The sequence below is a fragment of the Fertoeibacter niger genome, from assembly GCF_009380135.2.
Classification (GTDB): Bacteria; Pseudomonadota; Alphaproteobacteria; order Rhodobacterales; family Rhodobacteraceae; genus Fertoeibacter; species Fertoeibacter niger.
Genome location: NZ_WHUT02000003.1, coordinates 389,173 through 409,678 on the forward strand (window position 1 = coordinate 389,173; position 20,506 = coordinate 409,678).

At 64.2% G+C, this 20,506-nt stretch carries 20 protein-coding genes and 1 tRNA gene; 13 read left to right on the top strand and 8 right to left on the bottom strand.

The features are described 5' to 3' along the window. Positions 1-45: 45 nt before the first annotated feature. Positions 46-507 (bottom strand): hypothetical protein, encoded by a 462-nt coding sequence (locus GEU84_RS07540; RefSeq protein WP_152824556.1) that lies wholly within the window; start codon positions 505-507, stop codon positions 46-48. A gap of 178 nt (positions 508-685) precedes the next feature. Here GEU84_RS07540 and GEU84_RS07545 point away from each other — a divergent pair, with 178 nt between their 5' ends. Beyond that, positions 686-1,222, top strand: a complete 537-nt coding sequence (locus tag GEU84_RS07545) for a fasciclin domain-containing protein (protein WP_152824555.1) — start codon at positions 686-688, stop codon at positions 1,220-1,222. A 40-nt stretch (positions 1,223-1,262) separates the two neighbouring features. Here GEU84_RS07545 and GEU84_RS07550 read toward each other — a convergent pair whose 3' ends face one another. Both GEU84_RS07550 and irrA read right to left on the bottom strand, forming a co-directional pair. Beyond that, positions 1,263-2,078, bottom strand: coding sequence for a transglutaminase-like domain-containing protein (locus tag GEU84_RS07550; protein WP_152824554.1), 816 nt, complete (start codon positions 2,076-2,078; stop codon positions 1,263-1,265). Positions 2,079-2,296: 218 nt separating this feature from the next. Continuing rightward, a complete protein-coding gene (irrA, locus tag GEU84_RS07555; protein WP_152824553.1) occupies positions 2,297-2,713 on the bottom strand; it encodes an iron response transcriptional regulator IrrA in 417 nt (138 codons plus the stop codon). Positions 2,714-2,882: 169 nt separating this feature from the next. Here irrA and fabA point away from each other — a divergent pair, with 169 nt between their 5' ends. The 4 genes from fabA to GEU84_RS07575 all read left to right on the top strand — a co-directional run bounded on the left by fabA (position 2,883) and on the right by GEU84_RS07575 (position 6,010). Beyond that, positions 2,883-3,392: a bifunctional 3-hydroxydecanoyl-ACP dehydratase/trans-2-decenoyl-ACP isomerase gene (gene fabA, locus GEU84_RS07560; RefSeq protein WP_152824552.1), complete on the top strand. Its 510-nt coding sequence runs from the start codon at positions 2,883-2,885 to the stop codon at positions 3,390-3,392. Positions 3,393-3,461: 69 nt separating this feature from the next. Beyond that, the gene (fabB, locus tag GEU84_RS07565; RefSeq protein ID WP_152824551.1) at positions 3,462-4,691 is read left to right on the top strand and encodes a beta-ketoacyl-ACP synthase I; all 1,230 of its coding nucleotides are present in this window, start codon (positions 3,462-3,464) and stop codon (positions 4,689-4,691) included. A gap of 8 nt (positions 4,692-4,699) precedes the next feature. Continuing rightward, positions 4,700-5,488 (top strand): enoyl-ACP reductase FabI, encoded by a 789-nt coding sequence (locus GEU84_RS07570; RefSeq protein ID WP_152824550.1) that lies wholly within the window; start codon positions 4,700-4,702, stop codon positions 5,486-5,488. Between the two features lie 105 nt (positions 5,489-5,593). Next, positions 5,594-6,010: a VOC family protein gene (locus tag GEU84_RS07575; RefSeq protein WP_152824549.1), complete on the top strand. Its 417-nt coding sequence runs from the start codon at positions 5,594-5,596 to the stop codon at positions 6,008-6,010. A 74-nt stretch (positions 6,011-6,084) separates the two neighbouring features. Here GEU84_RS07575 and GEU84_RS07580 read toward each other — a convergent pair. After that, a tRNA-Gly gene (locus GEU84_RS07580) sits at positions 6,085-6,158 on the bottom strand. A 106-nt stretch (positions 6,159-6,264) separates the two neighbouring features. Next, on the bottom strand, positions 6,265-7,866 hold the full coding sequence (locus GEU84_RS07585; RefSeq protein WP_152824548.1) for a bifunctional metallophosphatase/5'-nucleotidase: 1,602 nt from the start codon (positions 7,864-7,866) through the stop codon (positions 6,265-6,267). A 172-nt stretch (positions 7,867-8,038) separates the two neighbouring features. Here GEU84_RS07585 and GEU84_RS07590 point away from each other — a divergent pair, with 172 nt between their 5' ends. Together GEU84_RS07590 and GEU84_RS07595 are read left to right on the top strand one after the other, a co-directional pair. Continuing rightward, positions 8,039-8,377: a DUF952 domain-containing protein gene (locus GEU84_RS07590; RefSeq protein WP_152824547.1), complete on the top strand. Its 339-nt coding sequence runs from the start codon at positions 8,039-8,041 to the stop codon at positions 8,375-8,377. Beyond that, positions 8,374-9,432 (top strand): quinone-dependent dihydroorotate dehydrogenase, encoded by a 1,059-nt coding sequence (locus tag GEU84_RS07595; protein ID WP_174539376.1) that lies wholly within the window; start codon positions 8,374-8,376, stop codon positions 9,430-9,432. The genes GEU84_RS07590 and GEU84_RS07595 overlap by 4 nt, the downstream gene beginning before the upstream one ends. A gap of 67 nt (positions 9,433-9,499) precedes the next feature. On the opposite strand, the gene GEU84_RS07600 is transcribed toward GEU84_RS07595, so the two are convergent. Next, on the bottom strand, positions 9,500-10,585 hold the full coding sequence (locus GEU84_RS07600; protein ID WP_152824545.1) for a cupin domain-containing protein: 1,086 nt from the start codon (positions 10,583-10,585) through the stop codon (positions 9,500-9,502). A 145-nt stretch (positions 10,586-10,730) separates the two neighbouring features. Here GEU84_RS07600 and GEU84_RS07605 point away from each other — a divergent pair, with 145 nt between their 5' ends. The 4 genes from GEU84_RS07605 to GEU84_RS07620 all read left to right on the top strand — a co-directional run bounded on the left by GEU84_RS07605 (position 10,731) and on the right by GEU84_RS07620 (position 17,173). Next, the gene (locus tag GEU84_RS07605; protein ID WP_152824544.1) at positions 10,731-13,010 is read left to right on the top strand and encodes an NADP-dependent malic enzyme; all 2,280 of its coding nucleotides are present in this window, start codon (positions 10,731-10,733) and stop codon (positions 13,008-13,010) included. Positions 13,011-13,246: 236 nt separating this feature from the next. Further along, positions 13,247-15,139 carry a propionyl-CoA synthetase gene (locus GEU84_RS07610; protein ID WP_152824543.1) on the top strand — a complete coding sequence of 631 codons (1,893 nt, stop codon included), beginning with the start codon at positions 13,247-13,249 and terminating at the stop codon, positions 15,137-15,139. 160 nt (positions 15,140-15,299) lie between these two features. Next, positions 15,300-15,734: a hypothetical protein gene (locus GEU84_RS07615; RefSeq protein WP_152824542.1), complete on the top strand. Its 435-nt coding sequence runs from the start codon at positions 15,300-15,302 to the stop codon at positions 15,732-15,734. Continuing rightward, a complete protein-coding gene (locus GEU84_RS07620; protein WP_152824541.1) occupies positions 15,728-17,173 on the top strand; it encodes a sigma-54-dependent transcriptional regulator in 1,446 nt (481 codons plus the stop codon). The genes GEU84_RS07615 and GEU84_RS07620 overlap by 7 nt, the downstream gene beginning before the upstream one ends. Before the next feature lie 186 nt (positions 17,174-17,359). On the opposite strand, the gene GEU84_RS07625 is transcribed toward GEU84_RS07620, so the two are convergent. Further along, complete coding sequence (locus GEU84_RS07625) at positions 17,360-18,124, bottom strand: NAD kinase (RefSeq protein ID WP_152824540.1); 765 nt, start codon at positions 18,122-18,124, stop codon at positions 17,360-17,362. A 204-nt stretch (positions 18,125-18,328) separates the two neighbouring features. Between GEU84_RS07625 and glyA the strand changes: the two genes are divergently transcribed. Continuing rightward, positions 18,329-19,624: a serine hydroxymethyltransferase gene (glyA, locus tag GEU84_RS07630; protein ID WP_152824539.1), complete on the top strand. Its 1,296-nt coding sequence runs from the start codon at positions 18,329-18,331 to the stop codon at positions 19,622-19,624. 124 nt (positions 19,625-19,748) lie between these two features. Continuing rightward, positions 19,749-19,976 carry an Imm27 family immunity protein gene (locus GEU84_RS21525; RefSeq protein ID WP_174539377.1) on the top strand — a complete coding sequence of 76 codons (228 nt, stop codon included), beginning with the start codon at positions 19,749-19,751 and terminating at the stop codon, positions 19,974-19,976. 16 nt (positions 19,977-19,992) lie between these two features. Here GEU84_RS21525 and GEU84_RS07640 read toward each other — a convergent pair whose 3' ends face one another. Next, positions 19,993-20,403 carry a hypothetical protein gene (locus tag GEU84_RS07640; RefSeq protein ID WP_152824537.1) on the bottom strand — a complete coding sequence of 137 codons (411 nt, stop codon included), beginning with the start codon at positions 20,401-20,403 and terminating at the stop codon, positions 19,993-19,995. Between the last annotated feature and the right edge of the window lie 103 nt (positions 20,404-20,506).

Below are 20,506 nucleotides of genomic sequence, written 5' to 3' on the forward strand. Positions count from 1 at the left end.
CCAGCAATTCACCGCCTGAAATCGCCCCGATCCGAACCGCAGGCATTATTCCGTGGCCGCAAAGCCCTGCGGCACGCGGCGGCTGACCTCGGGCGGCAAGCCCGCATCGCGCAGCAGGTCGGCGGCCATTGCATCGGCATCCGGTCCGGCCCCGGCCAGCACCTGCCAGATGTCGCGCACCGCAGGCATCATGCGGGGCTCGGCCACCGCCAGCGCCGTGTGCAGCCAGACGGCAAGGCCATCGCTGCTGTCATAGGCGCGCTGTCTGCGCAGGGCGGCGATGCGCGTTTCGGTGGTGGTGATGAACCGCGCGGCATCGGCCGGTTTCCAGACGGCAAGCGTGCACAGATCCTGCCCCTTGGCCAGATGATGCCCGGCCCAGAACCATGCGGCGGCGGCATGTCCGTCACGGATATGCGGCTTTGCACTGTCCAGCCGGTCGGCCATGGCCCGCGCCGCGTCAATCCGCGCGGTGATCGCCTTTTCCTGCTGCCAGTTGCTGAACATCGCATCCTCCTGCACGCCTTATGGCGGCATCCGGGCCCAAGGGAAACTGGCCATCGCGCGGCAAAGGTCTGCACGACTCCGTGATTGCCTGTAACGCTGCGAAACTTTGCCCCTTTGCCGACCCGTTCCTGACGCACAAGGCCGGAATGGGTCCGGCCAGAAACCGCAGGACTGCACCATGAAAATCACCACGCTTGCCCTCGCCCTTTCCGCTTTTGCCCTGCCCGTTCTGGCAGCCAACCCCGAAGTCGGCGGCGCGCCGATGTTCGAAGACAAGAACATCGTGGAAAACGCGGTGAATTCCAAAGACCACACCACGCTGGTCGCCGCCGTGCAGGCCGCCGGTCTGGTCGATGCGCTGATGGGTGCGGGGCCCTTCACCGTCTTTGCCCCGGTCAACGATGCCTTTGCGGCCCTGCCCGCCGGCACGGTGGATACGCTGCTGATGCCGGAAAACAAGGCGATGCTGACCAAGGTGCTGACCGCACATGTTGTGGCGGGCGACTTCAAGATTGCCGATCTGCGCGCGATGGTAGGCTCGGATGGCTACGCCAACCTGCAAACACTGTCGGGCGATGCGCTGTCGGTGAAGTTCAGCGGCAACATGATGCGCATCTACTCGGAGTCGCGCAACATCGGCAACATCACCATCGCCGATGTCGATCAGTCGAACGGCGTGATCCACGTGATCGACACCGTCATGGTGCCGAAATAATCGGAGGGGCGGGGGGCCAGCGCCCCCTGCCCTTTTCCTGTCAGGCCGGAACCTGATCAACCTCATAACACCAGACCTTGAAGCTTTGCAGCACATGCGGGCCAAAGGAATGGATCAGCGGCACATCGGCCGCATCGCGTCCGTAAGCCACCACGGTGCGCCCGATGCGCGGCCTGTTGTTGCGGGGATCAAAGGTCATCCATCGCCCGCCGATATAGACCTCGATCCAGGCCGAGAAATCCATCGGATCCACCACCGGCACGCCGATGTCGCCCAGATAGCCGTTCACATAGCGCGCCGGGATGTTCATGCAACGGATCAGCGCAATGGCCAGATGCGCGAAATCACGGCAGACACCTGTGCCTTCCTGCCATGCGTCAAAGGCCGTGCGGGTGCTGCGCGCGTTCTGATAGTTGAACTGGATATGGTTGTGCACATAGTCGCAGATCGTCTGCACCCGCGTCCATCCCGGGGTGACATTGCCGAACTGGTCCCAGGCAAACTGGCTGAGGCGGTCAGTCTCGCAATAGCGGCTGCCCAGCAGATACAGCAGCGTGTCATCGGGCAGCTGGGCGATGGGCGTTTCATGCGCGCCAAAATCGGCCGGGTCATGCAGGCCGGAATCGGCGATCGTGCCATCGCCCCAGATGCGGAACGTGCCTGCCGGGGCCACAAAGCGGCGGCAGGTGTTGCCGAACAGATCGTGATACAGCGACGAGGGCACATGCGGCGTCAGGATCACGCTTTCCGGGCTGCGCAGATCGGCGCGACGTTCATCGCGCAGCGAGACAAGACAGACCATCGGCGTGTCCTGCTGGCATTGCACCGTGAAATCATATCCGAACCGTATCAGCATGGGCCAGCTTTCGGTAAAAGGGTGGCAGGCGGCGCGACGCGAGGCCCGGTGTCAAAGACGTGTCATAGGGCAGAACCCCGCAAGTCCGGGGGCGGTTCCGTCAATGTGATGTGACGGCGGGCACCGAATGCAACCCGGCCACAGGCCGTGCGGTTGGCCTGAACATCATTGCACGAAAAAACGGCAGAATGACTGCGGCCTGTTCAAATCCGCGCCGGTCACACGCGCTTCAGCCGGATCACCACATCGACGCGGCTCAGTTCCGCGCCAACGGGCAGTTGCGGCAGACGGCTGATTTCCAACTGGTCGGCGGGCGCATCGGTCAGTTCTGCGCTGTCTTCCCAGTAGAAATGCGGGTGGTCATCCATCCTTGTGTCGAAATAGCTTTTCGATCCGTCCACCACCACTTCCTGCATCAGCCCCGCCTCGCAGAAGGCGCGCAGGGTGTTGTAGACGGTGGCAAGGCTGACCTTTTCGCCGCAGTGGTCGGTCATCGCGAACAGGCTTTCGGCGGTGACATGGCGGTTTTCGCCATCCCCCACCAGCAAAGCCGCCAGCGCCACACGTTGCCGCGTGGGGCGCAAGCCCCCGCGTGCCAGCCAATCCGTGCCCCGTTCAGTCGCGCTGCGTGCCATTTGCCTGCTCTGCTGCCTCGGCCCCTGTTATATCGTGCCGAACGGGCATAATTCAAACGAAAATCCGCCCGCATTGCGGCGAATCCCCGCCGCCCCTGCCCTTGCCACCGCTCGGATGCGGGTGATACAGGGGAAACGAGGGACAAGTTTCAGGGAGAGGCCGGGCCATATGGCACAGTATCCGACGAGTTTTGACAGGGATGCGCTGCTGAAATGCGCGCGGGGCGAGTTGTTCGGCCCGGGCAACGCGCAATTGCCCGAACCGCCGATGCTGATGATGGACCGCATCACCGAGATTTCCGAGGATGGCGGCGCGCATGGCAAGGGCCATGTGGTTGCCGAATTCGACATCCACCCCGACCTGTGGTTTTTCGCCTGCCACTTTCCCGGCAACCCGATCATGCCGGGCTGTCTGGGGCTGGACGGGCTGTGGCAACTGACCGGGTTCAACCTGGGCTGGCGCGGCTGGCAGGGGCGCGGCTATGCGCTGGGTGTGGGTGAGGTCAAGCTGACCGGCATGGTGCGCCCCGACCGCAAGATGCTGCGCTATCATGTCGATTTCACCAAGGCCCTGACCACGCGCCGCCTGACCATGGGCGTGGCAGATGGCCGGGTCGAGGCAGATGGCGAAGTGATATATCTGGTCAAGGACATGAAAGTGGCACTTAGCGAAAGCTGAATGGAACACCTGTCAGGTTGAATGCCGGCTGGCCTGAAACCCAGCTGATCTGAACGAAGGAGAACGCCCATGCGTCGCGTCGTCATCACCGGAATGGGCATCGTGTCGCCCATCGGCAATACCGTCGCCGAAGTCGAGGCCAGCCTGCGCGCAGGCCGGTCGGGCATCGTGTTCGCACCGGAATACGCCGAACACGGTTTCCGCAGCCGCGTGCATGGCCAGCCGCAGATCGTGCTTGAAGACAATATCGACAAGCGCGATCTGCGCTTCATGGGCGATGGTGCGGCCTACAACTTCATCGCCATGCGGCAGGCGATCGAGGATGCCGGGCTGGACCCTACCGATGTGTCGAACGAACGTTCCGGCCTGATCATGGGGTCGGGCGGGCCATCGACGAAATCGTTTTTCCGCGCCCACAACATCGTGCGCGAAACCGGCAGCCCCAAACGCATGGGGCCGTTCATGGTGACAAAGGGCATGTCATCGACCAATTCCGCCTGCCTTGCCACGCCGTTCAAGATCAAGGGCGTGAACTATTCCATCACCTCGGCCTGCTCCACCTCTGCGCATTGCATCGGCAATGGTGTGGAACTGATCCAGATGGGCAAGCAGGACATCGTCTTTGCCGGCGGGGGCGAGGAGCTGGACTGGACACTGTCGTGCCTGTTCGACGCGATGGGGGCCATGTCGTCGAAATACAACGACACGCCCGAAACCGCATCACGCCCCTATGACGCCACGCGCGACGGGTTCGTGATCGCGGGGGGCGGCGGCGTGGTGGTGCTGGAAGAACTGTCGCATGCGCTGGCGCGCGGCGCGAAAATCTATGCCGAGGTCACGGGTTACGGGGCGACTTCCGACGGGCATGACATGGTGGCGCCCTCGGGCGAGGGTGGCGAGCGGTCGATGCGGCTGGCCGTGGCCACCTTGCCCGAAGGGCGCAGCATCAGCTATATCAACAGCCACGGCACCTCGACCGGCGTGGGCGACGTGACCGAGATGAAGGCGATCCGCCGGGTGTTCGGGCAGGGCTCCACCCCGCCGGTATCCTCCACCAAATCGCTGACCGGGCATTCGCTGGGGGCCACGGGCGTGCATGAGGCGATCTATTCGCTGCTGATGCTGACCAAGGGGTTCATCGCCGCCTCGGCCAATGTCACCACGCTGGACCCGGAACTTGACCCGGCCGAGATTGCCACCACTTTCCGCGACGGGGTGGCGATGGATTCGGTCCTGTCCAACAGTTTCGGCTTCGGCGGCACCAATGCCACGCTTGTCATGAGCACCTACAAGGACTGAGGTTCCCAATGGCCGATCTGATGCAAGGCAAACGCGGGCTGGTGATGGGCGTGGCCAACGAACGGTCGATCGCCTGGGGCATCGCCCGCGCGCTGGCCGCCGAAGGCGCGGAACTGGCCTTTACCTATCAGGGCGACGCCTTTGGCAAACGGCTGGAGCCGCTGGCGGCCTCGGTCGGGTCAAGCTTCATGGTGGATGTTGACGTGACGGATGATGCGTCACTGGATGCGGCCTTTGGCCGGGTCAAAGACGAATGGGGCAGCCTTGATTTTGTGGTGCATGCCATCGCGTTTTCCGACAAGAACGAACTGACCGGGCGGTTCATCCACACCAGCCGGGCCAACTTCAAGCACTCGCTGGATATTTCCTGTTTCAGCTTCATCGACGTGGCGCGGCGCGCGTCGGAACTGATGCCGCAGGGTGGCACGCTGTTGACCATGACCTATGGCGGATCGAACCGGGTGACACCGAATTACAACGTGATGGGCGTGGCCAAGGCCGCGCTGGAAAGCGCCGTGCGCTATCTGGCCAACGATCTGGGGCCGCAGGGCATCCGCGTGAACGCGGTGTCACCCGGCCCGATGAAAACGCTGGCGGGGGCGGCCATTGGCGGTGCGCGCGCCACGTTCCGCCATACCGAGGCAAACGCCCCCCTGCGCGCCAATGCCACGCTGGAGGCCATTGGCGGCACGGCGGTCTGGCTGTGTTCCGATTATGGCGCCTGCACCACGGGCGAGATCGTGCGCGTTGACGGCGGCTATCATGTGCTGGGCATGCCGCAGCAGGATAACCTTTAAGGCTTTACGCCGTGGCATGCGCAAAGAGCCGCCCATCCGGGCGGCTTTGCTTTGCGCAAGCGCCGGCTGTTGGCAGACTGGTCCAGCACAAAGCGGAGCATCACCATGCCACAGATGATTTTCGTGAACATTCCGGTATCGGATCTGGAACGGTCAAAGGCGTTTTATCAGGCGCTGGGATTCTCGCTTAACCTGCAATTCGCCGATGACAGCGCCTGCTGCGTGGTGATTTCCGACACGATTTTCCTGATGATCCTGACGCATGAACGCTTTCAGGGCTTTGCCACCCTGCCCCGCGCCGATACTTCGGCCACGACCTCGGTGCTGATCTGCCTGTCACGCGACAGCCGCGAGGCGGTGGATGATATCACCAAGGCCGCGCTTGCGGCAGGCGGAAGCGAACCCAAACCCGCGCAGGATCTGGGCTTCATGTATTCCCGCACCTTCATGGACCCCGATGGCAATGTGTTCGAGCCTGCATGGATGGATATGCAGGCTGCAGAAACCGCCGACAAAACCTGACCTCTGCGGCACCCATGCGTCGGTGTTTTCAGCCCGCCGCAGGTCACGGGATCGAGCCACGTCTTGGGAAAGGATGGAGCGGGCGACGGGAATCGAACCCGTGTCTTTAGCTTGGAAGGCTAAGGTCTTACCATTACACAACGCCCGCAACCCGGCTGTTATAAACAGCCCGGGCGGGGCATGCAAGCACCGCACGGGCCAGGGGTTCGGGCTGTCGCAGCCCGGGTGGCGATTGTGCCGCCAGGGTGCAGGGGTTACTTGCGGGTGATGCGGCCATCGGTGAACGGCGTGTAGGGCGCGTTCGCCGCCAGATAGTCCGCCGTCACATCGGCCAGATCGGGGCCGAAGTCATAGGCATTCGCGGCATCGACGAACATGCGATAACCATCGCCGCCACCCCGCACATAGTTGTTCGACACCAGCCCATAGGTGGCTGCCGGGTCGATCGGTGCCCAGGCGTCGCCGCCGACCATCACCTGCACGTCGGACACGCGGGCACCTGCCGGGGCTGCCGGATCAAAGGTGTATTTCAGCCCGGCCACCTGCGGGAACCGGCCTGCGCCCTCTTCCACCTGGCCGACGCCGTTTTCCAGCGCGGCGATCACCACATCACCCGTGACCTGAAAGGTGGAAAGCGTGTTCTGGAACGGCAGCACCGACAGCACCTCGCCCATCGTCACTTCGCCCGCGTCGATCGAGGCGCGCAAGCCGCCGCCATTGGCGATGGCAATGGTGATGCCCTGATCCTTCACCCGGTCCAGCATCGCCTCGGCCACCAGGTTGCCCATCGGGCATTCCACCGCGCGGCAGGCTTCGCGTGCGCCGTCGATGGCTTCGACGGTTTCGGCCACAACGCGGGTCTTCAGCTCTTCAATCGGCCCGGCCAGTTCCTTGACCCGGGCCTCAATCTCGGGGTCGGGCGTTACCGAGGCATCCAGCAGGATCGTGTTGCCATCGGCATAGATCAGCTTGCCCGCGTCATCGAAGGTCAGTTCCAGATGGCCGACATATTTGGAATAGGCATAGGCCTGCACCACCGGCACCAGCGTGCCATCCTCCTGGCTGACCCAGGTGGGGTAAGCCCCGGCGCGATCCGGATCGGTTTTCGACAGATAGGTGTGCGAATGCCCGCCCACCACCGCGTCGATTCCCGGCACGGCGGCGGCAATCACCTGATCCTTGCCATAGCCCACATGGTTCAGCGCGATGATCTTGGTGACGCCCTCGGCCTCCAGCGCCGCGACATCGGCCTGCAGCGATTCGATCTCGTCGGTGAAGATCACCTCGGGGCCGGGGCTGGAGGTATCGACCGTATCGGTGGCCAGCGCCGAGATCAGGCCGATCTTTTCGCCGCCAACCTCCAGCACCACGTGGTTTTCCACCTTGCCTGCCAGGATGTTCGACCGGCTGACGTCGATATTGCCGGAAATCACCGGAAAGCTGACGCCATCGACCAGTTTCAGCAGCCCCTCGGGGCCATCGTCAAATTCGTGGTTGCCCACGGCCATCGCATCGAAACCGATCTTTTCCATGAACTCGATTTCGGCATCGCCCTTGTAGGTCGTATACATCAGGCTGCCCTGATACTGGTCGCCCGCATCCAGCACGATCACGTTCTGGCCGTCGGCGCGCAGCGCATCGCGCAATTCGTTGATCTTGGTGGCGACACGGGCCACGCCGCCGAAGCAGGCATTTTCTGCCGCTTCTTCAGCCGAACAGGTCGAATCAAATCCGTTGATCGCCTCGATCCGGCTGTGCAGATCGTTGATGTGGATGACATGCAGCGTGTAATCGGCGGCAGCCGCACCGGCGGTCAGCGCCAGAAACGCAGCCGAGGCAAGAAGATGGCGTTGCATCGGAAAATTCTCCCTGTTTGGTTGGTGCCGTTACACTGCTGTTACAATTGAACAGAGTCAAAGGCCTGCAACTGCGGGTAGCGCGCCCAGGTAAAAGCGCTGTGACATTGGGCGGAATGCTGCCGCATACAGCGCCATTGACCGCGGGCCGGGCAAGGTGCATGACGCATTCATGCTGATCTACAAGATTTTCCGCCGCCCCGAATGGGATGCCTTTCGCGCCGCCGGTGACACGGCTGGCGCCCCCATAGATCTGGTTGACGGCTATATCCACATCTCGACCGCCGCACAGGTGGCCGAAACGGCGGCCAGGCATTTCGCCACCGAAAGCGATCTGGTTCTGGTGGCGCTGAACCCCGATGCACTGGGGCCCGCGCTGAAATGGGAGCCTTCGCGCGGCGGGGCGCTGTTTCCGCATCTTTACCGGCGGTTGACGCTGGCCGATGTGGTCTGGGACAAATCGCTGCCGCTGGGGGCCACAGGCCATATCTTTCCCGAGGGGTTGTGGTGAACATGTGGGAACGTGCCGGTCTGGCCCTGCTGCACCGGCTGGATCCGGAACGCGCGCATGGCCTGTCGCTGGCCGCGCTGCGATCCGGCCTTGTGCCGCTGCCCGGCCCGGTGACGGGGGCGCGGCTGGCCACCAGTCTGGCAGGAATTGCGCTGCCGAACCCGGTGGGTCTGGCGGCGGGCTATGACAAGAACGCGGTGGCGCTGGCCCCGCTGATGCGCGCCGGTTTCGGCTTTCTGGAGGTGGGGGCGGCCACGCCGCGCGCGCAGACGGGCAACCCCGCCCCCCGCTTGTTCCGCCTGACCGAAGACCGCGCCGCGATCAACCGTTTCGGCTTCAACAACGAAGGTGCCGTGCCGATTGCCGCCCGGCTGGCAATGCGGCCCAAGGGCATTCCCGTGGGCCTGAACCTGGGTGCCAACAAGGACAGCCCCGACCGTGCCGCCGATTTCGCCGCCGTGCTGGCCGCTTGCGGCCCGCATGTGGATTTTGCCACCGTGAACGTGTCGTCGCCCAACACCGAAAAATTGCGCGATTTGCAGGGGCGGGCAGCGCTGACCGGCCTGTTGGCAGGCGTGATGGAGGTGCGGGCGGAACTGGCCAAACCGATCCCGGTGTTCCTGAAGATCGCACCGGATCTGGGCGAGACGGAACTGGCAGAGATCGCCGAGGTCGCCATGGCCGCCGGCCTGTCCGGCATTATCGCCACCAACACCACATTGTCGCGCACAGGTTTGAAAAGTGCACATGCGGCCGAGGCAGGCGGCCTTTCTGGTGCGCCATTGTTCGAAAAGTCTACCCGCGTGCTGGCGCGGCTGTCGGCGTTGACCGGGGATGCGCTGCCGTTGATCGGGGTGGGCGGGGTATGTTCGGCCGAGCAGGCCTATGCGAAAATTCGCGCAGGGGCATCCGCAGTGCAGATTTACACGGGCATGGTTTATGAAGGCCTGTCGCTGGCAGCCCGCATTGCGCGGGGGCTGGACGGGCTGCTGAAACGCGACGGTTTCGCATCGGTGGCCGAGGCGGTGGGCAAAGGCCGGGGCGACTGGCTGTAGGCCGTAGTGTCCGCTGCCTTACCGCCTGTGTCGCGCACCTATGAAAGCAGTCGGGCGTGAAGAACTCTCAGCCCAGAACCTCGGTCGCCACCGCCCCGGGCAGCGCCACCTCCAGCAGTTCCAGATCGGCGGTGGGGTCGGCATAGCGCGTGGCCATGCCCGGCGGGATCACGAATGCATCACCAGCAGACAGGCGGAACGGGTTTTTGCCCTCACCCTCCAGCGTCATTTCGCCGGCCATCACAAAGGTGAACAGGATGTCGCCGCTGTGCCGCGTCCAGGGGGCCACCCCGTCGGGCCGCACCACCATCACCCCCGCCACGCCCTTGGTGCCATCCGCGATCGTGGTATCCCGCGCCACGAAGCCGGGGATACGGAAGGGCTGCCATGCCGCCCCTGCCGCCACATTGTGCACGAACCGCTGGCCCTGCCATTCGCGGTCTGGCCGCACGTCGGGCGTGGGCAGCACCATGTCGTGGTCAATCTGCGTGACATGCTCGGCGGGCACCCCGATCTCGATCACCTCGATGCCGTCTGATGCTTCCAGCACACGGTGCCGGATTTCCGGCGGCTGGATGAAACAGTCACCCGCCGTCAGCCTGATCTTTGGCCCCTGATCCTCATAGACCACATCCACCCAGCCCTTGATGCAGAAGATCAACTGAAAGCCGACCTTGTGGAAATGCACCATGTCAGGCACCGGACCGCCATCGGGAATGCGGATATGCGACGCGATGATCGACCCGCCAAGGCGCGACGGAATGAGGTCGCGGTAATGCATGCCCGCCCGCCCGATCACCCAGGGGGCCTGATCGGCCAGCCTGCGCACCACAAAGGCATGTTCTGTGGTAGGCAGGTGCAGGGGCGGGTTCAACGCGTCAATCTCCACCCGCGTGCCGTTCGGGGCCGTCAACAGGCGCTGGCCACCCGCAAAACCATCGGGGTCATCGGTCAGGATGCGCAGGGTGCCGGGCGCCTCGGCTGCGCCCTTTTGCAGCCGGATGCGCAGGCCGTGGCCCGACAGCACCGCCACCTCGGGGTTGTCGGCGGGATAGATCATGTCCAGCCGCAGCTTCAGAACCTTGGTGAAAAACGGCAGATCCTCCCGCAGGTCCGGCGTGGGCAGGCGCATTTCGGCGCGGGTTTCGTTCATGCTGGCCTCGTCATCATCCCGTTTCGGGCCAGAGTGATGCTGCGCGGCGGGATTTGCAAGTTCCCCTTGCGGGCGGCCTGCCCCGGCAGGGGGTTGCGCCAAAATCCAGATAGTTTAAGGGTAAACCACATTGCGGGAGGGCGAAATGGACGACGCACGGAACGACAGCGCACGTCAGGCGGCACTGGATTACCACGAATTTCCGAAGCCGGGAAAGCTGGAGATCCGGGCCACCAAACCCCTGACCAACGGGCTTGACCTGAGCCGCGCCTATTCGCCCGGCGTGGCCGAAGCCTGCCTGGAGATCAAGGCCGATCCATCCACCGCCAGCCGCTATACATCGCGCGGCAATCTGGTGGCGGTTGTCACCAACGGCACCGCCGTGCTGGGCCTTGGCAACATCGGCGCGCTGGCGTCAAAGCCGGTGATGGAGGGCAAGGCGGTTCTGTTCAAGAAATTCGCCAACATCGACTGTTTCGACATAGAGCTGAACGAGCCTGATCCCTACAAGCTGGCCGATATCGTCTGCGCGCTGGAGCCGACCTTTGGCGCCATCAATCTGGAGGACATCAAGGCCCCCGATTGCTTTATCGTCGAGGAATTGTGCCGCCAGCGCATGAACATCCCGGTGTTCCATGATGACCAGCACGGCACGGCGATTGTCGTGGGCGCTGCGGCCACCAACGCGCTGCACGTGGCGGGCAAGCGGTTCGAGGATATCAAGATCGTCTCCACCGGCGGCGGGGCGGCGGGCATCGCTTGCCTGAACATGCTGTTGAAACTGGGGGTGCGGCGCGAAAACGTCTGGCTCTGCGATCTGGCGGGGCTGGTCTACCATGGCCGCGCCGAGCAGATGACACCGCAGAAGGCGGAATATGCGCAGGGGACAACGGCGGCATCATTGGCCGATGTCATCGCCGGGGCCGACCTGTTCCTTGGCCTGTCCGGCCCCGGCGTGCTGACGCCCGACATGGTGGCCAGCATGGCCCCGCGCCCGATCATATTCGCGCTGGCCAACCCCAGCCCCGAAATCAGCCCCGAGGCGGCCCGCGCCATCAGCCCCGATGCCATCATCGCCACCGGGCGCAGCGATTACCCCAATCAGGTCAACAACGTGCTGTGTTTTCCGTTCATCTTCCGGGGCGCGCTGGATGTGGGGGCCACCACGATCAACGACGCGATGAAGATCGCCTGTATCGAGGGCATCGCGGCGCTGGCCCGCGCCACCACCAGCGCCGAGGCGGCGGCGGCCTATCAGGGCGAACAGCTGAGCTTTGGCGCGAATTACCTGATCCCCAAACCGTTCGACCCCCGGCTGATCGGCGTCGTCGCCAGCGCCGTGGCCAAGGCCGCGATGGAAACCGGCGTGGCCACGCGGCCCATCGCCGACATGGCCGCCTACAAGCAGAAACTCGACGGTTCGGTGTTCCGCTCGGCGCTCATCATGCGCCCGGTATTCGAGGCTTCGGCCACCGCCGACCGCCGCATCGTGTTCAGCGAGGGCGAGGATGAGCGCGTGCTGCGCGCCGCCAATGCCATGATGGAGGAAACCACCGACATCCCGATCCTGATCGGCCGCCCCGAAGTGGTCGAGGCGCGCTGCGAACGCGCGGGCCTGCCAATCCGCCCGGGGCGTGATTTCCATCTGGTTAACCCGGAAAACGATCCCCGCTATCGCGATTACTGGGGCACCTATCACGATCTGATGGCCCGCCGCGGCGTGACCCCCGACATAGCCCGCGCCGTGATGCGCACCAACACCACTGCCATCGGCGCGGTGATGGTGCACCGGGGCGAGGCTGACAGCATGATCTGCGGCACCTTCGGGCAATATCTGTGGCATCTGAACTATGTCACGCAGATCCTGGCGCACGACGGCCTGCACCCCGTGGGCGCGCTGAGCCTGATGATTCTGGAAGACGGCCCGCTGTTCATTGCCGACACCCATGTTCATCCCGAACCGACGCCGGAACAGATCATGGAAAGCGTGATCGGCGCTGCCCGCCATGTGCGCCGTTTCGGGCTGAAGCCCAAGATCGCGCTGTGTTCATCGTCGCAGTTCGGCAACCTGGATTGCGACACCGGGCGGCGGATGCGACAGGCGTTGGCGCTGCTTGACGCCCGCGCGCCTGATTTCTGCTATGAGGGCGAGATGAACATTGACGCGGCCCTTGACCAGCATCTGCGCGACCGGGTCTTTCCCGGCTCACGTTACGAAGGCGCGGCCAATGTGCTGGTGTTTGCCAATTCAGACGCGGCATCGGGCGTGCGCAATATCCTGAAGATGAAAGCCGGCGGGCTGGAGGTGGGGCCGATCCTGATGGGCATGGGCAACCGCGCGCATATCGTGACGCCGTCGATCACCGCACGGGGCCTTTTGAACATGTCGGCGCTGGCAGGCACGCCGGTGGCGCATTACGGATAGGCACCGCCCCGCCCGCCAGCAACTGGCGGGCGGCGCTGATTCTGCCACGAACTTTGCAAAGTTGCGAGACCGTCAGCAGAACGATAACAAATGCAGGGGGTTTGCAAAAATTTGCTGTCCATGCGGGCAGATTTCTGCAAACTCTTTTGTCGCAGGGGCACGCTGTTGCCGGTAACAGCGTTGCATCGGCCCCATGCCGTCGCGTAACAAATCCAAAGTTGAGGAGGAGGCGTGGAATGGCTTATGCAGAGATCTATGCGGCGTGGCGGTCTGACCCCGAGGCCTTCTGGCTGGATGCGGCGCAGGCGATCGACTGGGACGTGGCCCCTGTCAAAGCCCTCGACGACAGCCGCGCGCCGTTTTACACATGGTTCGCCGACGCCCGGGTGAATGCCTGCTGGAACGCGGTTGACCGCCATGTTGCCGCAGGGCGCGGCGATCAGGTGGCGATCCTGCATGACAGCCCGGTCACGGCCAGCCAGCGCCGTGTGACCTATGCCGAATTGCAGGCCAATGTCGCCCGTCTGGCCGGTGCGCTGCGCGCGCAGGGGGTGGAACAGGGCGACCGCGTGATCATCTACATGCCCATGGTGCCCGAGGCGCTGGAGGCGATGCTGGCCTGCGCCCGGCTGGGGGCGGTGCATTCGGTGGTGTTTGGCGGCTTTGCTGCGGCGGAACTGGCGGTCAGGATCGACGATTGCACGCCCAAGGCCGTCATCGCCGGTTCGTGCGGGGTCGAACCCTCGCGCGTGGTGCCCTACAAGCCGCTGCTGGATGCCGCCATCGCCATGGCCAGCCACAAGCCGGCCTTCTGCGTGATCCTGCAACGTCCGCAGGGCATCGGCGAATTGACCGCAGGGCGCGATCACGAATGGCATGCCTTCCAGCAGGGGGCCGACCCGGCCGATTGCGTGCCGGTGGCGGGCGATCATCCGGCTTATGTGCTTTATACCTCGGGCACCACGGGCCAGCCCAAGGGCGTGGTGCGGGCCACGGCGGGGCATCTGGTGGCCTTGTCCTGGTCGATGCGGGCGATCTACAATGCCGGGATCGGCGATGTGTTCTGGGCCGCGTCTGATGTGGGCTGGGTCGTGGGGCACAGCTATATCTGCTATGGCCCGCTGGTGGCGGGCTGCACCACCCTGCTGTTCGAGGGCAAGCCGGTGGGCACGCCCGATGCAGGCACCTATTGGCGGGTGATTGCCGAGCACGGGGTGAAAAGCCTGTTCACCGCCCCCACCGCCCTGCGCGCGATAAAACGCGAGGATCCGCAGGGCAACATGATCGGCCAATACGACCTTTCAGGGTTCCAGACGCTGTATCTGGCGGGCGAACGGGCCGACCCCGACACCGTGATCTGGGCGCAGGATCACCTGAAGGTGCCGGTGATCGACCATTGGTGGCAGACCGAAACCGGCTGGCCCATCGCGGCGAACCCGGTGGGTCTGGGCGCGCTGCCGGTGAAGGTCGGCAGCCCTTCGGTGCCGATGCCCGGCTATGACGTGCAGGTGCTGGACGAGGCGGGCCATCCGGTGCCCGCGGGCACATTGGGCGCGATTGCGATCAAGCTGCCGCTGCCGCCCGGCACCCTGCCGACGCTGTGGAATGCCGAGGCGCGGTTTCACAAAAGCTATCTGGCGCATTTCCCCGGCTATTATGAAACCGGCGATGCCGGTTACATCGACGATGGCGGCTATATCTACATCATGGCGCGCACCGATGACGTGATCAACGTGGCGGGCCACCGCCTGTCCACCGGCGCGATGGAAGAGGTGCTGGCCGGTCATCCCGATGTGGCCGAATGCGCGGTTATCGGCGTGGCTGATGCCCTGAAGGGCCAGTCGCCGCTAGGGCTTTTGTGCCTGAACCGTGGCACCAACCGCGCGCCCGAGGATGTCGCCCGCGAGTGTGTGGCGCTGATGCGCGAAAAGATCGGACCGGTGGCCGACTTCAAGCGCGCCTGCGTGGTGGAACGGCTGCCAAAAACCCGTTCGGGAAAGATCCTGCGGGCGACCATGGCGAAGATCGCAGATGGCGAGCCTTTCAAGATCCCCGCCACGATCGACGATCCGGTAACGCTGGACGAAATCCGCGCGGCTTTGGCCAGGTTGGGCTATCCGGCGGGTTGAGCGGAGCGGCACGGCGGACAAAAGCGGCAAGCGCCCCCCCGAAGGCTGGACATTGCCACGCCCTGCGCTAACCTGCCGTGGCCATGCACAATTGCGCCCCCTTTGCACTTGCCCGCCGCCGCACGGCAGTGCGCGGCCTGGCCCGATCATGGGCCGCGCGATGACAGGGCGCGGCACAGCCTTTGCCGATCTGCCTTTTCTTGATCTGGCGCGTTTCGAGCGGCTGATGCAGATGGTTGGCCCGGACATGGGGCCGGAACTGCTGGCGCGGCTGGAAGATGATCTGGCTGCCGTCGCGGCCGGGCTGCGCCGGGCCATGCAGGACAGGGACCAGCCAGACTGGGGTCAGCCAGATTGGGGGGGTCAGCCAGACTGGGCAGAACTGCGTGGCCAGACCCATGTGCTGATCGCGCTGGCGGGGACGGTGGGTGCGCTCAGGCTGCAACACCTGGCCGAAGCCTTGAACCGCGAGGCGCATGAACGTTCTGGCCAAGATGTCGCGCAGGCCACGCGAATGCTGGCGGCGCTGCTGGACGAGCTGCTGCAACATGTCCGCGACTGTCGGGCGGGCAATGTGCCGGGGGCGACATGGTGACGAAACCTGCGCCGCACCGCACCACCGCCACCGGATCAGGGGCCGAGAACAACCAACCGCGCCCGATCCTGTTGATCGAAGACACGCCCTCGTTGCAGATGGTCTATCGGTCGGTGCTGGCCTCGGCAGGACACAGGGTAACGGTGGCAGGCACGGCCGCCGAAGGGCTGGCGCGCTTTGTTGACACCAGACCACAGGTGGTCTTGCTGGATCTGGTTTTGCCCGACCGTGACGGGCTGGACCTGATGCAGGACATGCTGCGCCTGCGCCCCGAGACGAATGTGATCGTCATCACCGCCAACGGGTCGATCAACAAGGCGGTCGAGGCGATGCGCGCGGGGGCGCATGAGTTTCTGGTCAAGCCCTTTGACGAACAGCGGTTCCTGAGCGCGGTCGAAAATGCGCGCGGCGCCTCGGCAAACCGTGGCATCCCGCGCGCGGCGGCCCCGTCGCCGGGCCGGGCGCAGGGCAGCGCCTTTCTGGGGTCGTCCGAGGCGATGGCGCGAATTCAGGCCAAGATCCGGTCGGCGGCGCGGTCGATGGCCACCGTTTTCATCACCGGTGAAAGCGGCACGGGCAAAGAACTGTGCGCGCTGGCGGTGCATGACAATTCGCCCCGCGCCACCGGGCCGTTCATCGCGCTGAACTGCGGGGCGATCCCGCAGGATCTGCTGGAATCCGAGGTGTTCGGCCATGTGAAGGGCAGCTTTACCGGGGCGATTTCCGACAAGCCCGGGGCGGCGGCTGCGGCGGATGGCGGCACCCTGTTTCTGGACGAAATCTGCGAGATGGCCCCTGCCCTGCAAACCAAGCTGCTGCGGTTCCTGCAAACCTCGACCGTGCAGCCGGTGGGTGCGACCCGGCCCCGCAAGGTGAATGTGCGCATCGTCTGCGCCACCAACCGCGACCCGCTGGATGCCGTGCGGCGCGGCCATTTCCGCGAGGATCTGTATTACAGGCTTTATGTCGTGCCAATCCACATGCCGCCCTTGCGCGACCGTGGCGAGGATGTGATCGAGATTGCCGAGGCGGCGCTGGCCCGCTTTGCCGCCGAGGAGGGCCGCCTTTTCGACGGGCTGGAACCCGGCGTGCGCGCGCTGTTCCGCCGCCATTCCTGGCCCGGCAATGTGCGGCAGGTGCTGAACGTGATCCGCAACGTGGTTGTGCTTAACGAAGGCGGGCCGGTCACGCTGGACATGCTGCCCGATGATCTGGCCGACCAGCAGGGCTTTGTAGCCCCTTCCGCGGCCGTGTCACCCGCGCCCTCTGACGATCTGGCTTTGGAGGGGCTCTTGGGCCGCACCTTGGCCGAGATCGAACAATTGGTGATCGAGGCCACCATCGCGCGCCACGGCGGATCGGTGCCAAAGGCCGCCCGCGTGCTGGATGTGTCGCCTTCGACGCTTTACCGCAAGATCGAAGGATGGGGCAGGACGTAAGGTCGCACTGATCAAGCCGGGTTGGGCGCTTTCAACCTGGGTCACGCAATTCGCAGCGGTGATGAGCGTGCGGAAGGTCGCAAGCGGACGATTTGCGCGAAGAAAAGCCCGTCCGTGACATGGCCAAAGGATGAAGCCCCACCACCGCAACAGGCGCCGCATGTGCCGACGCATCGGAACCTACAGTCAGACAAACTGCTCGCGGATCAGCCGTTCTTCCAGCCCGTGCCCCGGGTCGAACAGGATCCGGTGGCGCACCGTGGGTTCCGACCGGATCTCCACCGACACCACATCGCGCACCGAGCGGCCATCGGCATCGGCCATCACCGGGCGCTTTTCCGGATCCAGCACGTCGAACCGCACCAGCGCCGTCTTGGGCAGCAGCGCGCCACGCCAGCGCCGGGGGCGGAAGGCCGCCATCGCCGTCAGCGCCAGCACATCGGCCCCGATGGGCAGTATCGGGCCATGCGCGGAATAATTGTAGGCGGTGGACCCGGCAGGCGTGGCCAGCAGCGCGCCATCGCAGACCAGTTCCTCCATCCGCACCCTTCCATCCACCGAAATGCGCAGCCACGCCGCCTGCGGCCCGGCGCGCAGCAAGCTCACCTCGTTGATCGCCAGCGCCTCTCGCACCTCGCCCGTCTGCGTCACGGCGCGCATCGACAGGGGGTTGATCACCTCTTCCGCCGCCATGGCCAGCCGTTCGGGCAGCGCCAGCGGCGACCAGGCGTTCATCAGAAAGCCGATGGTGCCCCGGTTCATGCCATAGACCGGGGTATCCAGGCTTTGCGTCTCGTGCAAAGTCTGCAACATGAAGCCGTCGCCACCCAGGGCCACGATAACCTCGGCCGCATCCAGCGGGCATTGGCCATGGGCGGCGGTCATCACCGCCAGCGCCTCTTGTGCCAGCGCCGCCGGGCTGGCGGTGAACGCGATCCGCATCGCAGGCATGTGCAGCCCCCCCAGGGCGGTTGCGCCCTGCGGCAGTCTTGGCCCTGCGCCGAGGCAAACTCAACCCCCGCCGGGCAGAAAGCCGCACCACCGCAGCCCCCGATTTCGCGCAAACCGCCGCATGCGTCGTTTTCCTGTCTTTCTGTGACAGGGGACATGTTCTAAACAACGCCATCCCCGCACAAGACGGACAGGAGACACGCCATGAATGCCCCGCACCGCGATACCGGTTTCTTCACCGAAAGCCTCGCCAGCCGTGACCCGGAGCTGTTCGGCTCCATCACCAGCGAGTTGGGCCGCCAGCGCGACGAGATCGAACTGATCGCCTCGGAAAACATCGTGTCCCGCGCGGTGATGGAGGCGCAGGGCTCGGTCATGACCAACAAGTATGCCGAGGGCTATCCGGGCAAACGCTATTACGGCGGCTGCCAGTATGTCGATGTGGCGGAAAATCTGGCGATCGAGCGGGCCAAGGAACTGTTCGGCGTGGGCTTTGCCAATGTGCAGCCGAATTCCGGATCGCAGGCCAACCAGGGCGTGTTCCAGGCGCTGATCAAGCCGGGCGATACCATTCTGGGCATGAACATCGCGGCGGGCGGGCACCTGACGCATGGCGCGGCCCCGAACCAGTCGGGCAAATGGTTCAACGCGATCCAGTATGGCGTGCGCCAGCAGGACAGCCGCATCGACTATGACGAGATGGCGGCGCTGGCCCGCGAACACAAACCCAAGCTGATCATCGCCGGCGGGTCAGCCGTGCCGCGCCAGATCGACTTTGCCAAATTCCGCGAGGTCGCGGATGAGGTGGGGGCGTATCTGCTGGTGGACATGGCGCATTTCGCGGGTCTGGTGGCCGGTGGCCAGCACCCCTCGCCCTTCCCCCATGCCGATGTGGCGACCACGACCACGCACAAGACCCTGCGTGGCCCGCGTGGCGGCATGATCCTGACCAACAACGAGGAACTGGCCAAGAAATTCAACTCGGCCATCTTCCCCGGCATTCAGGGCGGCCCCCTGATGCATGTGATCGCCGCCAAGGCCGTGGCCTTTGGCGAGGCGCTGCGGCCCGAATTCAAAGCCTATGCGGCGCAGGTGGTGTCCAACGCGCAGGCGCTGGCCGACCAGCTGATGAAAGGCGGATTGGACATCGTGACCGGCGGCACCGACACGCATGTGATGCTGGTCGACCTGCGCCCCAAGGGCGTGAAAGGCAACGCGACCGAAAAGGCCCTGGGCCGCGCGCATATCACCTGCAACAAGAACGGCATCCCGTTTGACCCCGAAAAGCCCACCGTCACCTCGGGCGTCCGCCTCGGCACCCCCGCAGGCACCACACGCGGCTTCACCGAGGCCGAGTTCCGGCTGATCGGTGACTGGATTGTCGAAGTGGTGGACGGTCTGGCGGCGAATGGAGAGGACGGCAACGCCGAGGTCGAGGCGGCGGTGAAGGCCAAGGTCGCGGGGCTGTGCGCAAAGTTTCCGATTTATCCGGGGTTGTGAGGGGGGCGGGGGGCGCTGGCGGTTACTATGCGCCCCGTTCGGTGGCTCTGTGGACTAAGCGGTCGTTGACCTGAAAGGCAACGGTCATCAAGCTACTGTAATCCGATGTGCATGGTAGTTGATGATGAACATTGAAGTCCTTCGCGGAGAATGCGCGAACGTCAAGCGGGCGGGCCTGAGGCAGATCTGGACTTGTCCCTCAGGATGGGAGGCCATCCTTATTGACGACGCAACAGGAGTCTGTTGGAGACTCGACTATCCCGAAAGTGAATATCATGCAGGCGGTTCGCCAAGACTTACGAGGATGGAGCTGGAAGCTAATCCCAATGGCCCTGATGGGCTGGGCGAGTAAACGCCGCTATGCGGACCTAGCGGCATTCCATTCTCAAGTCGGCTTGTCCCGCTAGATCGTATAAATGTGCTGTATCAGTGCGAACGATTGTGCCCCCGCAGTTCGGGCAAATCTGCAAGGTAACGGTAGGCAGCGGGTCGTCGCCATTTGCCAATATGACCGTCTTGGCGTCGGAGGTTGTGAAAGTTCCCTCGAGCATCCAACCACCCCATCCGCAAGCATTTTTGTCAATGGTGCAAACGGCATAGGTTATAACCGCGTAGTCCGGCAGTTTGATGTCAGAAACGGTGAGGTTTTCTAGTCGCTCTGATTCCTTTTGACTAATCATCAAAAGCTCCAACAACGCCTCGCAGACAACTAAGCATAGTGACAAAACCGCCAGTAGCAATGACAGCAACGGGCTTAGGCTGTGTGGAAACTCCTGCACCAACCGCCACCAGCGATGTGAGGGGTTCGCAGCAGGTCTTTTTGCCTGCTTGGGTTCATGCTACCCGCCAGTGGCTCTCATATCAGGCCCGTGAGGGCATGTT

Coding starts and splice junctions, on each gene's coding strand:
- GEU84_RS07550 (WP_152824554.1), bottom strand. CDS start 2,078: ATGCTGATACGGTTCGGATATGATTTCACGGTGCAATGCCAGCAGGAC.
- GEU84_RS07570 (WP_152824550.1), top strand. CDS start 4,700: ATGGCCGATCTGATGCAAGGCAAACGCGGGCTGGTGATGGGCGTGGCC.
- GEU84_RS07585 (WP_152824548.1), bottom strand. CDS start 7,866: ATGCAACGCCATCTTCTTGCCTCGGCTGCGTTTCTGGCGCTGACCGCC.
- irrA (WP_152824553.1), bottom strand. CDS start 2,713: ATGGCACGCAGCGCGACTGAACGGGGCACGGATTGGCTGGCACGCGGG.
- fabA (WP_152824552.1), top strand. CDS start 2,883: ATGGCACAGTATCCGACGAGTTTTGACAGGGATGCGCTGCTGAAATGC.
- GEU84_RS07600 (WP_152824545.1), bottom strand. CDS start 10,585: ATGAACGAAACCCGCGCCGAAATGCGCCTGCCCACGCCGGACCTGCGG.
- GEU84_RS07540 (WP_152824556.1), bottom strand. CDS start 507: ATGTTCAGCAACTGGCAGCAGGAAAAGGCGATCACCGCGCGGATTGAC.
- GEU84_RS07545 (WP_152824555.1), top strand. CDS start 686: ATGAAAATCACCACGCTTGCCCTCGCCCTTTCCGCTTTTGCCCTGCCC.
- GEU84_RS07590 (WP_152824547.1), top strand. CDS start 8,039: ATGCTGATCTACAAGATTTTCCGCCGCCCCGAATGGGATGCCTTTCGC.
- GEU84_RS07605 (WP_152824544.1), top strand. CDS start 10,731: ATGGACGACGCACGGAACGACAGCGCACGTCAGGCGGCACTGGATTAC.
- GEU84_RS07625 (WP_152824540.1), bottom strand. CDS start 18,124: ATGCCTGCGATGCGGATCGCGTTCACCGCCAGCCCGGCGGCGCTGGCA.
- GEU84_RS07615 (WP_152824542.1), top strand. CDS start 15,300: ATGACAGGGCGCGGCACAGCCTTTGCCGATCTGCCTTTTCTTGATCTG.
- fabB (WP_152824551.1), top strand. CDS start 3,462: ATGCGTCGCGTCGTCATCACCGGAATGGGCATCGTGTCGCCCATCGGC.
- GEU84_RS07620 (WP_152824541.1), top strand. CDS start 15,728: ATGGTGACGAAACCTGCGCCGCACCGCACCACCGCCACCGGATCAGGG.
- GEU84_RS07610 (WP_152824543.1), top strand. CDS start 13,247: ATGGCTTATGCAGAGATCTATGCGGCGTGGCGGTCTGACCCCGAGGCC.
- glyA (WP_152824539.1), top strand. CDS start 18,329: ATGAATGCCCCGCACCGCGATACCGGTTTCTTCACCGAAAGCCTCGCC.
- GEU84_RS21525 (WP_174539377.1), top strand. CDS start 19,749: ATGAACATTGAAGTCCTTCGCGGAGAATGCGCGAACGTCAAGCGGGCG.
- GEU84_RS07575 (WP_152824549.1), top strand. CDS start 5,594: ATGCCACAGATGATTTTCGTGAACATTCCGGTATCGGATCTGGAACGG.